Origin of the sequence: Leptospira semungkisensis (assembly GCF_004770055.1) — a bacterium.
GTDB lineage: Bacteria > Spirochaetota > Leptospiria > Leptospirales > Leptospiraceae > Leptospira_B > Leptospira_B semungkisensis.
This window is the reverse complement of sequence record NZ_RQEP01000005.1, coordinates 1,343,804-1,356,429: the sequence shown is the minus strand read 5'-3', so window position 1 is coordinate 1,356,429 and position 12,626 is coordinate 1,343,804. Positions and strand designations below refer to the sequence as shown.

Genomic DNA, 12,626 nt, shown 5'->3' with positions numbered 1-12,626 from the left:
TCGATCCTGGATCGCCAAGAGCGTTAAGAGTGTTTCTTTAGGAATTCAAGAATTCTCGGAAAAATATCCTTATCGCTCTTCTTGCCCATCAAAGTATCCTGGTGACCATACCCCTTCGCAATAAAAAGCTCATTCTTATTCCCTGGATTTAAACGACCGAAGGTTTCATAAGCTACAATATTAGAATCTTTGAATACTTTATTCTTGTCCCCTGTCATGAACAAGATAGGCGTCTTTACCTTGGAAGCCCCATCTAAATAAGTATTAGGAAGAGATTCATATCTCTTATCCGTAGGTTCATACTTAATCATAGATTTTCGGCCTACTGCCTTGCGAATATGCCTATAATAGTTCAAAGAAGTCGCTCCAAACAAATCCCCTACCCTTCTATGAGTAATATCAGGTAGATTCTCATGTTCGTAGCAGGCAGGCCAGCCAGTTCCCCACATTAAACTGAGCATATGACAGGCAGGCTCGTCGCATTCGTGGTGAAATAGGCTTACAAATTTAGCCAAAAGTTTACCAGAAGCGAAGCCGGGAAGATAATGCCAGCGAGGATTTACATTCGGAAATCTTAATACTCCTTCCATCAAGAAAGGTGCGAAAGACAATTTGATCCTGGACCAAGTAGGAACATTCGGGGTCAAAGAAACACTATTCGAAACCACACTAGTGATTCCTTCTAATTTGCCGGCAAGCAAACTCATGAAGAATGAAATAGAGCCCACGCAGTGAACCACAAAATGGATCCTTTTTCCAGGACCTACCGCTTCTCTGACTAACTTCAACGCTGCAGGAACATCATATAGAGCGATATCATCTAAATTATATCTATGGGGGAATAGATTGTAGCTGAAGCGCATACTTCCTCGCCAATCGAAACTCCATACATCTCCATAGCCGTTCTCATGTAGATATGTAACTAGATTCTTATGCTCCGGCATAACAAACATATCAGTCGATGTAGTAAGGCCGTGCATTAAAATAACTACGTCCTTACTTTCCTTTTTCTGAAAGCGGATCAGTCCCACCGAGATCTTATCTTCCGTAACGAAAGGATGATGAGAGATCTTAGCTCCTTTCACTCCTTCTAGAGTAAATACAGGAATGTCTCGTTCTCTCCACAGTTCAGGTTCTGCACCTCTGAATTGCGCTCCGTAAATTTCCCAAAGATTTCCGAGGAATAATTCTCCAAATCGGAGAGCTGCATCCTTTCTTTCCGAAAATGTCCTTCCGTTCGAACGGATTGTGGTCATTTGCTTGATAAAATCTTTTTCAAGAATTCTTAATATACCTGTTCCAAGTATCTTTGCCTTAGGCTCGGCCTTTTCTTCCACATAACCTTCATACACAGTAGTGTATAAAGTAGAAGTGTCTCTCCAGATATTCAAGAGACCGTCATCCACGACCTTCTTGAATCCGTTTAGAGTGATCTTAGTACCCGCCTTGTTCTTTAGGAACAGACGGTATTTCATGTGCTTCTCATTTGCAGAAGGTTTGCCGGAATCCACAAACAGATTGAAGACTCCCTTCTCTACTTCAAATCTTCCACCCAATGGCTGACATTCCACCCAACCGATCGCCTCACCCGTTTCATTCGGATCATAAACGAAGAACTCGGTATCAGGAATTCGGATCGTGAGGTGGAACATTAAATAATTGCCGGCCTTCTTACCCGCCTCGTAATCCTCATGATAAGAAGAAGTGCCAGGTAAAGAGATAAAACCCTTCATCTCTTCGGTGAATTGTATACTCACCGGATGAGGCTTTGGCCCAAATTTTACTTTGCTAGTTTTGCTAGGACGCGCAGATGTTTTCTTTTTAGTCGCAGTTGCCAATCGATCACCCTACCTTAAATTCGAATTCGGTTTTCTTCCTGTTATTCCTTCTGCTACCATCTCAGAAAGAGCGGAGATGGTCATGGACGGGTTCGCTCCTACGGCAGTAGGAAGAAGACTACCATCCGCAACGTACAGACCCTCGTAGCCGAAAACCCTACCGAAAGTCTTATACTCCGAAGAACAAACTCCTTTAGATGGCGAAGGTCCCAAGACGCATCCTCCTAAAGGATGCACTGTCACATTATTTCGAACAGGCCAAGAATAGGTTGGCATCGGAAATCTAGTCGCTGCATTCGTGAACTTAGCAAAACGCTTATTCACATCCATTATGCTATCATAAAGCGTGTTGTTTTCAGCCTGAGGCCAATTGATCTGCAAATTGCCTTTCTTATCCAGATACATCTTTCCGTCTGAAGTATCAATTCCCATACAAAGGAGGACTGCAGAAGTATAAGAAAGATCTCCTTTCAATGCTTCGCTTAATAGAAAGCCCACCTTACCGAAAATCTTTCCATCAAGGATACTTTTAAAGAATTCTCGAATGACATGGAAGACAAACTTCAACCTGAAAATGATAGGCAAGGCGCCAGATACAAAGTAGGACGCGAATACAGGATAACTTGCATCTTCCAACAAGAAGGCTTTCTTGCGATCGAAGCCTTGGAACAAATTATAATCCGTATATTGAGTGATTACAGGACCATAATTCGGGTCTGCAGGCTTCGTGCCTTTCGCAGTAAAGGATAGAAAATCACCATTTCCGGAGAACTGAGTTCCTATCTTGTCCGAGATCTTGGGCAGGGTCTTGTATTTGGTCTTACATCTTAGAAGAAGTTCCGTACTACCCAATGTTCCTGCAGAGACTATGACTCTTTTAGTATCCGCATACGTAGCATTGCTTTCACCATTCTGCAAATTCAGTATATGGACCCGATATCCATATTCTCCATTTGCATTCGGATCTTCTTCGCCCTTTGGCCCGAGAGGAACGATCTTAGTAGCAAGATGTTCCGTGCGAATCTCGGCTTTATTCGAATTCTTTGCAACGAATAGATAATTTAAATCTAATGTATTCTTAGAGTGAGTATTGCAGCCTACATCGCATTCTGCACAGTATGTGCATGAAGTTTGGATCGCACCGAAGCGATTCTTTTCCTGCACTCCGATCGGAGTAGGTTTCTTAAAATCATTTCCGAAGAATACGTTGATATCCGCTCTTTTGGAAATACGAGTCTCTTTAACCGCGAATTGTTCGTACAATTCAGTCCTAACGACTCTTCTCCTTTCATCTCCGTTGTCAGGAATTGGACGAGATCCTAAAACATCTTTTACGATTTTATAATAAGGTTTTAAATTACGTTTCTTACATGTATCCGGCCAACGATCATCGAATATATGTTCAGGAGGCTCCAAGAAAACGTTTGCGTAGATTAGAGATCCGCCACCTAAACCTGCAGATAAAACGACGTCTAACTTAGGATAATTCCGAATATCGAATAGTCCGGTTTGACGACCACTCTTCTTGAACTTAGAAGAGCGAGGAATGGAACCTTCCTCAGGAACATTCCAAAAATTCTTGGACATTCCTTCCGGAGAGCGAGGAAAAGATCCCTTAGGATACTCTTTGCCTCGTTCAAGCACTAAGACTTTGCCTGGCCATTTTTTAGACAGCCTACACGCGTTAATCGAACCGCCGAACCCTGTACCTATAACGATGGCTTCATAGAACTTCAAGAAGATCCCCCTATCGCCGAAAAATCTACTTATTTGCAGCATTTGCCTAAAAATAGCAATAATTAATTGATTTTATTAACGTTTTTCGAATGATTCACAACCCAAATGGCTACTAGTAAAATCAAATACGTAGTAATATCGGATGTTCATTTCGGAGCATATAACAGTTTACTTACATACATTGAAGAGTTCCCCGATCCAGTACGGAAAGAGGATAAATTCAAAGTAAATTCGCAAAAAACTTCTCCAGCATTGATAGAGCTGTTGGCTTGTTTAAAAATTATCGTCCAAAGCGTTAATGGAGCAAGCAATGCTCCCCAATTTATCTTATTAGGTGACATTCTAGAATTAGCGTTAGGAGATATCAACGAAGCGTCCATGACCTTCGAGCGCTTTTTAGAAGTTGCTTATAAAGAAAAGAAGCCAGTCTTTTCGGATAAGATCATCTATATACCAGGCAATCACGATCATCATCTCTGGGAAACTGCAAGAGAAAGACAATACATCGACTATATCGCCGGTCTTAAACCGAATCAGTATATCGAGGATGCTTGGTATACAACCAAGATGGTGGATCCCGACTTCGTAGAATCTCATCTGTTAACCGGCATTCTAAGAAGAAACTCAAAACTAAAGAAGGGTAAAGCTGTCATTGCTTATCCGAATTACGAAATAGTCAGCAAGAAAGGAGATCATTCCGTTTTCCTTTCTCATGGAAATTATTTAGAGAATATCTATGCTCTTATGAGCACGATCCAAAGGATATTGCTTCCTGAAATAGATGAGGATAAGAAGAAGCCGAAACCAAGACCAAATTTCTGGCAAAGACTTTTGAGCCTAAATCCATTCCAATCTTTTACAGTAGTACCGAATTCTAAATCCATCACTGTTCTAGAGAAAGAGAACTTTGCTTGGATCGACTTCTTTTGGTCCACTTTAGGAAGGTCCGGAAAAGTAGGAAAAGGCATCGGGTTACTTTATGATATGCTGCAAGATGAAAAGGCTATGGGTAAACTAACTAGCAACATCACTAGTTATATATTCAGTAAGATCAAAACGAATATGTTCCTGAAATCTATTCTCTTCTGGCCAGTGAGCAACACTCTTAAGAATATTGTTTTAAAAGTCGGACAGGACGAAAGAGGAATGTCTGACAATATTCTAAGCGAAGAAGTGATCACGAATCTAAACACTTACTTAGAAGATACCATTCCCCACCAATGGGAAGAAGAGATCAAAAATAAAAAGCGAACCTTTCCGAAGGACTATACATTCATCTTCGGTCACACTCACAAACCCTTCGCTTCCCTTTCTCAGAACATTGGATTAAGAATCCAAGATAAGCTGATATTCAATACTGGAGGCTGGGTAGTAGATACCATCCAGATCATGAAATCGCATGGAGGATCGATTCTACTCATAGACGATGATGCAAACGTGGTTTCTTTCCGCGCCTATATGGAGAAGGATATAAAACCTAGCTTTATCGTTCCAGAAGGAAGAACCAATCCTCTTTACGAAACAGTTACCAAGAAAGTAAACTTCTCCGATCGTAGATTTCAGGCCATGACGAAAGCCTTCGAAGACGAGATCCGCTTACGAAGACAAGTCCTAAAAGTACGAGTGCAAGAATAGCGCTAAGCAGACTTTTGTAAAGAAGCCTCCGGACTCGTAAGATTAGAAGTCCGGAGCTCTCTCGCAATCACACCTTCTTCAAACTTTTCGGAGTAGTCCGTAAAATTCGTGCCCATAATCCTATCCCAGAAATTAAAATACAAACTGTAGTTCCCATGAAATTTCTGATGATGAAGATTATGATGAGTAGAAGTGTTTAGCCATTTCAGAACCGGATGAGTAGTCCATCCTTTTGGAAAGAACTCATATCCAAGATGCCACCAAATATTCATGATCATCGCATAAAAGGTGTGAAATAAAATCAGATAGGTATACAAAGGAAGAAAGCAAACGATCGGAACAATATACACTCCTTCAATGAACGCCTCCAACCAATGAAAATTATAAGCAGCAAGAGGAGAAGGGTTCGTAGATCTATGATGCACCGAGTGCACATACGGATAGATCTTCTTATGATGCATGAATCTATGAAACCAATAGAACCAAGTCTCATGCCAAACAGTAAGAATTGCGAAACTGAATAAAATATAAGGCCATCCACCATAAAGAGAAATGTCTGAATAAGTTTTAACCGGAAGAATATGCAATCTTCTCAGAACAAAGACAGACATAGCAATAGAGCAGAACATCAAAAGAGTTACAGCAGATTGTTTGATCTCAAAGATTACTCGATCTCTTTTCGGAAAATTCTCTTGGATCCTAAACCTCTGGAAGTAATTCTTCTTCCAAAACCAAAAGATAAAAAATGCGAGACCGGCAATCGGATAATATCTCACAAAATTCATTTTCAATTGATACAAAAGCAAATCGAAAAGGCATTGTTCCCAACTCAGCTCGCAGACAAATCTCATCCCGGATCTCCTTGGCCTAATAATATCAGTGTTTTAGGTTTCAGTCTTCCAAAAAAATCTGCAGATCATTGAATACTTCAGTCGTTATATGATTTATGTGGGTGTCATTCTCGCAATAATTCCCTTATACGCCTTGCTCATGTATTAAGAAATAATAAATTACCAAACACGACTATACAGACTTTAATCAAAGTCTTTCTTAGCCCAACCTACTTGACGTTTTGCGAGCCTTTTAAATACGGTTAAAGTAGAAGGTAGACCACTGTATGGAACAGGAAATCGAATCCGAAACCCAAGAGTTTATAGAGAAAACAGATTTAAAGGAGCTTCTAAGTCAGTACAAAGACGCAATTGATAAAAGTACGATCGTATCGATGACAAACTTGCATGGAAAGATCACGTATGCAAACGATGAATTTTGCCGCCTCTCTAAATACAATCGAGATGAATTAGTCGGCCAACCGCATAATATTGTAAGACATCCGGATATGCCCAAGGAAGCATTCCGAAATATGTGGGCTACGATCAAGGCAGGCAGAATCTGGAAAGGAGTTGTAGAGAATCGAGCTAAAGACGGAAGCAAATACATAGTTAATACAACAATCATTCCGATAAAAAACCCTGACGGAACCAACAAAGAGTATATAGGAATCCGCAGCGATATATCCGAACTCGTCTTTTCTCAGAACAAGGTTCGCTCTCTATTAGAGGCAAGTTCCAAATTCGTACCATCTCAATTCCTAAACGAATTAAAATCCACCGACTTAACTTCGATTCATCCTGGAGAAGCGACCAATCTTAAATTGACAGTATTGTTCGCAGACATCCGAGGCTTTACTTCCATATCCGAAAAATTTTCTTCCGCTGAGATCTTTCGAAACTTAAACAGATACATTGCTCATATGGAACCTGTAGTAACAAAGAATTCGGGATTCATAGACAAGTTCATCGGAGATGGGCTCATGGCTCTCTTCCATAATGGAGAAGACGCTGTCCGTGCTGGAAAGGAAATGTTAGAAGAGTTAGAACAATTTAATAAAGAATTTACCAAAGAAGGGAATGATAAAATTCGCATAGGGATCGGGATTCATACTGGACCAGTCGCCTTAGGAACTGTTGGAACCGAAGCAAGAATGAATACAACGGTCATAGGAGATACGGTAAACGTCGCCGCTAGAATGGAAAAGCTGACAAAGAAAGCCAAGGTGCCATTGCTATTTACCGAAGAGACTTTCGGTGAACTTTCTTCTACATTTTCAGCAAAGAAGGTTGGTAGATCGGTTCTTCGAGGAAGGATAAACGCGACTACTCTCTATACTTTGGATTAAGAATATATAAAATAAAAAAGGGATTCTTTCGAATCCCTTCCATCGCAATTCCGTCTTATAAAATCCAAGACGGTTGAAAAAAGATGCTGATTACCAGCGATAGTGACTGAATGCCTTGTTAGCATCCGCCATTTTACGGATATCTTCTTTCTTCTTAATTGCTGCTCCAGTACCTTTTTGAGCTTCGATGAATTCGGCAGCCAACTTATTCGCCATGCCTTTTTCATTTCTATCTCTAGAATAACGGATCAACCATCTGATTCCCAAAGCAAGACGTCTTTCTGGACGAACTTCTATAGGAACTTGGTAAGTCACCCCACCCACACGACGAGATTTCACTTCCACTTGAGGCTTCACATTTTCTAATGCCTCAGTAAAAGTTACATAAGGATCATTGCCTGTCTTCTTTTGGATCAGTTCCAATGCATCGTAAAACAATGACTCAGCTACTGATTTTTTTCCATCCAACATCAAGCAGTTGATGAATTTAGCTATGTTTACGTCTCCGTAAACTGAATCCGCTTGGATCTTACGCGGTTCTACTTTTCCTCTTCTTCTAGACATCCCTAATCTCCCTTACGCCTTAGGTTTTTTCGTTCCATATTTAGAACGACTCTTACGACGTTTATCGATACCTAGAGTATCCAAAGTACCGCGGATAATATGATAACGAACCCCTGGTAAATCTTTTACCCTTCCACCGCGGATCAATACCACGTTGTGCTCTTGGAGGTTATGTCCCTCTCCCGGAATATAAGCAGTAACTTCGATACCGGTAGTTAAACGAACCCTTGCAACTTTTCTAAGAGCAGAGTTCGGTTTTTTCGGGGTGAACGTGGTCACCTTTGTGCATACTCCTCTTCTTTGAGGACTGCTTTTTAACGCAGGAGATTTGGATTTGTTTACCTGTTTCTTCCTGCCATGTCGTATAAGTTGGCTAATTGTAGGCATGAGTTTCTTCTTTCTTTAGCAGGTTGGTGACCTATTTTACCAGTTCTCCCCAACCTGCTCTATTGTAAAGCTTTCCTTTAATTCTCGTTGTCTTCCGGTATGGCCATCGGAATTTCTTCTTCTTCCACTTCCAGAGGACGGTCTAGATCCCCGTAGGTTTCTTTGAATACCGCGACGTCGCGGTATTTTCTCATTCCGGTTCCCGCAGGAATCATGTGACCGATAATCACATTTTCCTTAAGTCCCATTAGGTTATCCGTTTTACCTTTGATAGCAGCGTCGGTTAATACCTTCGTCGTTTCCTGGAAGGAAGCGGCGGAGAAGAACGACTCCGTGTTCAAAGATGCTTTTGTTAAACCTAAAAGAATAGGAACGCATTGAGCGGGGGATCCACCTTCCGCTACCACTCTCTTGTTCTCTTCCAAGAAAGCGAAGCGATCGACTTGTTGTTGGTTCACGAAGGAAGTGTCCCCGGAATCGGTGATCAAAACCTTACGCATCATTTGGCGAACCACAACTTCGATGTGCTTATCGTTGATATGCACCCCTTGGAGTCTGTAAACCTCTTGGACCTCTTGCACCAGATACACTTGAAGAGCGGTTACACCTTTTACTCTCAAGATATCGTGCGGATCTAGATTTCCGTCGTCCATCTGGTCTCCGCGTTTTACGAAGTCTCCATGACGAACACGTAATTGTTTACCGATTGGGATCGTTACTTTTACTTTTTCTAGTTCGTCGTTATCCGGAACGATGTACAGAACTCGTTTTTCTTTTACGATTTCTCCGTTGTCCTCGATCTTTCCATCGGTTTCAGCCAGAGTGGTTGCATCTTTCGGGCGACGTGCCTCGAAGAGCTCATCCACACGAGGAAGACCTCCGGTAATGTCTCGAGTTTTCTCGGCTACGGTTGGGATCTTGAACAGAATGTCCCCAGCCTTCACCTTGTCTCCGTTTTGAACGGAAATGATCGCGTCCACAGGAACAAGATATTCTTCTTTGCTTCCGCCAGAAGATACTACGATCCTTGGGATTAGTTTCTCCCTACGTTGTTCGATCACTTTATAATTAACGTTAGACGTTTTTACGTCCTCGTCGCGTCGGACGTTCTTACCGACTTCCAGATCTACCCAAGCAGCAGTTCCTTCTACCTCGGAAACTCCGATCTCGTTGAACGGGTCGAATTCTCCCAAAGCTTGGTTCGCCTCGGTGATCTGAGCAACTTTCACATTCAGGGAAGTTGCAGTTTTCACTGGAACAACTGCTTCTTCTCCCAGGATCCTGAATAGACCGTCAGCGATCTTGATGGTTCCTGGTGCTTCGGAAGTTACGTTCTCTCCAGACGCAAGAGTTGCAACCAACTCTCCCTTATCCACTTTCTGTCCGTTCTCAACACGAAGGTTGGTCAGTTCAGAAGAATTGAATTGTTGGATCAACCTTTGGACCACGATAGATCCACGGCGAGTGAAGATCAGACCTCTATCAGAAGTTTGTAAAGTTCTACCGTTGATCGCGTTAACTACCGCGCGGTATCCGACTTTGTGTTCCTTCTCTTGTACTTTTGCAGAAGCGGCACCACCGATGTGGAAGGTTCTCATTGTTAACTGAGTTCCTGGCTGACCGATGGACTGAGCTGCGATAGTTCCCACAGCTTCTCCGATCTCCGCAGGAGTCAGACGAGCCATGTCCATACCGTAGCACTTAATGCAAATTCCCCAACGGGATTCGCAAGTCAGAGGAGAACGAACTTTGATTTTTTCATAACCAAGGTTCTCCAGTTTTTGTCCTACTTCGCGAGTAACCAGAGTTCCTTTCGGATACACTACGTTCTCAGAAACAGGGTCGATGATGTCCTCAGCGGTATAACGTCCGAATACTCGATCAGAAAGAGAAACGATAACGTTCTCTCCTTCTTTCACGGTTCCGAGAGTAATATGCTCTTCGGTACCGCAATCTTCTTCAGAAACGATAACGTCTTGGGAAATATCCACTAAACGACGGGTTAGGTAACCTGCGTCCGCAGTTTTCAAGGCGGTATCCGCAAGACCCTTACGAGCACCGTGAGTGGAGATGAAGAATTCAAGAACGCTCAATCCTTCGCGGAAGTTCGAACGAATTGCAAGTTCGATAATCTCTCCGGATGGTTTCGCCATCAGACCACGCATCCCTGCCAACTGACGGATCTGTTGTTTAGATCCGCGGGCGCCGGAAGCGGCCATGATGAAGACAGGGTTATATCCACCCTTGTCTTTTTCCAATTCCTTGAACATGGAATCAGTGATGAGGTCGTTGGTCTTAGTCCAGATCTCGATCACCTTCTTCTTACGTTCTTCGTTGGTGATAATACCTTTGCGATACTCTCCATCGGCTCTTTCTACTTCTTTGTTAGCATCGCCAACAAGAGTGACTTTACCCGGAGATACGCGAATATCTTCGATGGAGATAGTCGGGCTAAAGATGGTAGCGTAACGGTATCCTAATTTCTTGATATCGTCTAGCATCAGAACGGTTTGAGCCGGTCCGTATTTCTCATAAACTTCCGCAATGATCCTGTTCGTCTCTTTGTCAGAGAGAGCACGGTTCACATAAGGATATCCTTCCGGCAGGACAGTATTGAAGATCAAACGGCCCGCAGTTGTTTCCAGGATCTTACCTTGGTGAAGTACGGAGATCTTAGTTCTATACTCGATCACTCCTCTATCGATCGCGTAAGTAACCTCGTCCAGGTTCGCGAAAGACTTAAGAGGAACTCCAGGCTCGGTAGGAAGCTCAGAAGTTAGATAATAAATTCCTAATACGATATCCTGAGTAGGCCCGCAGATCGGGTGACCGTTCGCAGGGTTTAAGATATTGTGAGGAGAAAGCATGAGCATCCATACTTCCAACTGAGCTTTAGGAGTCAGTGGAACGTGGATCGCCATCTGGTCACCGTCAAAGTCCGCGTTGAATGCGTGACAAACGAGAGGGTGAAGCTTGATCGCTTTACCTTCTACCAATACTGGCAAGAAGGCTTGGATCCCTAAACGGTGAAGGGTCGGAGCACGGTTCAACATGACCGGATGCTCTTTCACTACTGTTTCAAGAACGTCGAAGACTTCTTTTTCTTCTGCTTCTACTTTCTTCTTAGCGGATTTGATGTTAGGAGCCAAGTCCAGATCCACCAAACGCTTCATTATAAAAGGTTTAAATAGTTCGAGAGCCATCTTCTTAGGAAGACCCATCTCGTGGTATTTCAACTCGGGACCGACTACGATCACGGAACGACCGGAGTAGTCCACACGCTTACCAAGAAGGTTTTGGCGGAAACGTCCCTGCTTTCCTTTCAGCATGTCTGAAATGGATTTAAGAGGTCTGTTACCTTTACCTTTTACGGTACGTTTGCGGCGGCTATTATCGAATAACGCGTCAACCGCTTCTTGGAGCATACGTTTTTCGTTACGAACGATGATCTCAGGAGCTTTTAACGCGAGAAGACGTTTCAAACGGTTATTACGGTTGATGACTCGGCGATAAAGGTCATTCAAGTCGGAAGTAGCAAAACGTCCACCTTCCAACTGAACCATTGGGCGAAGTTCAGGAGGAATGACCGGAACTACATCCAATACCATCCACTCTGGACGGTTTCCTGAATCACGGAATGCCTCGAGAACTTCGAGACGCTTCAGGATTCTTTTATCGGAGATTTTTTCTTTCTCTTGGATTTTCTGACGAATGATACGAGCTTCTGCATCCACATCGATACGAGAGAGAAGTTCTTTAATCGCATCTGCGCCGATACCAGCTACGAATTTGTCGCCGTATTCGTCTAGGTATGCGTGGTATTCTTCTTCGTCGATAAGCTCGCCGCGGTTTCTTCCGGTATCAGCCGGATCGATGATCACATATTTCTCGAAGTAAAGAACGCTCTTGAGCTGATTGATGGTCATGTCCAAGAGAAGTCCCATTCTGGAAGGAACGGAACGATAGTACCAGATATGAGAAACAGGAGCTGCGAGTTCTATATGACCCATACGCTCACGACGAACTTTGGAGTGAGTTACCTCTACACCGCATTTGTCGCAAACCACGCCCTTGTATCGGATGGACTTGAACTTACCGCAGTAGCATTCCCAGTCCTTTGTGGTTCCGAAAATTTTCTCGCAGAAGAGACCGTCTCTTTCCGGTTTTAGAGTACGGTAGTTGATCGTTTCCGGCTTTTTAACCTCTCCGTAAGACCATTCCTTGATCCTTTCTGGAGATGCCAGTCTGATTGTGATTGATTCGAAGTCGTTATTGGATCTCATGCT

Annotated in this window: 8 protein-coding genes; 2 read left to right on the top strand and 6 right to left on the bottom strand. The window is 42.9% G+C overall.

Annotated features, from left to right (window positions below):
• Positions 1 to 23: 23 nt before the first annotated feature.
• Together EHO59_RS06460 and EHO59_RS06455 are read right to left on the bottom strand one after the other, a co-directional pair.
• Complete coding sequence (locus EHO59_RS06460) at positions 24 to 1,838, bottom strand: alpha/beta hydrolase (RefSeq protein WP_246052674.1); 1,815 nt, start codon at positions 1,836 to 1,838, stop codon at positions 24 to 26.
• 9 nt (positions 1,839 to 1,847) lie between these two features.
• A complete protein-coding gene (locus EHO59_RS06455; protein ID WP_135585879.1) occupies positions 1,848 to 3,575 on the bottom strand; it encodes a GMC oxidoreductase in 1,728 nt (575 codons plus the stop codon).
• Between the two features lie 105 nt (positions 3,576 to 3,680).
• On the opposite strand from EHO59_RS06455, the gene EHO59_RS06450 reads away from it, so the two are divergent.
• Positions 3,681 to 5,210 carry a metallophosphoesterase gene (locus EHO59_RS06450; protein ID WP_135585877.1) on the top strand — a complete coding sequence of 510 codons (1,530 nt, stop codon included), beginning with the start codon at positions 3,681 to 3,683 and terminating at the stop codon, positions 5,208 to 5,210.
• Between the two features lie 2 nt (positions 5,211 to 5,212).
• Here EHO59_RS06450 and EHO59_RS06445 read toward each other — a convergent pair whose 3' ends face one another.
• Complete coding sequence (locus EHO59_RS06445) at positions 5,213 to 6,061, bottom strand: sterol desaturase family protein (RefSeq protein ID WP_135585875.1); 849 nt, start codon at positions 6,059 to 6,061, stop codon at positions 5,213 to 5,215.
• A gap of 266 nt (positions 6,062 to 6,327) precedes the next feature.
• Between EHO59_RS06445 and EHO59_RS06440 the strand changes: the two genes are divergently transcribed.
• Positions 6,328 to 7,389, top strand: coding sequence for an adenylate/guanylate cyclase domain-containing protein (locus EHO59_RS06440; protein ID WP_135585873.1), 1,062 nt, complete (start codon positions 6,328 to 6,330; stop codon positions 7,387 to 7,389).
• Between the two features lie 90 nt (positions 7,390 to 7,479).
• On the opposite strand, the gene rpsG is transcribed toward EHO59_RS06440, so the two are convergent.
• From rpsG to rpoC, 3 genes are all read right to left on the bottom strand, one after another.
• On the bottom strand, positions 7,480 to 7,953 hold the full coding sequence (gene rpsG, locus EHO59_RS06435; RefSeq protein WP_135585871.1) for a 30S ribosomal protein S7: 474 nt from the start codon (positions 7,951 to 7,953) through the stop codon (positions 7,480 to 7,482).
• 12 nt (positions 7,954 to 7,965) lie between these two features.
• Positions 7,966 to 8,340 (bottom strand): 30S ribosomal protein S12, encoded by a 375-nt coding sequence (gene rpsL, locus EHO59_RS06430; RefSeq protein ID WP_008596375.1) that lies wholly within the window; start codon positions 8,338 to 8,340, stop codon positions 7,966 to 7,968.
• A 77-nt stretch (positions 8,341 to 8,417) separates the two neighbouring features.
• Positions 8,418 to 12,623 carry a DNA-directed RNA polymerase subunit beta' gene (rpoC, locus tag EHO59_RS06425; RefSeq protein WP_135585869.1) on the bottom strand — a complete coding sequence of 1,402 codons (4,206 nt, stop codon included), beginning with the start codon at positions 12,621 to 12,623 and terminating at the stop codon, positions 8,418 to 8,420.
• Positions 12,624 to 12,626 lie beyond the last annotated feature (3 nt).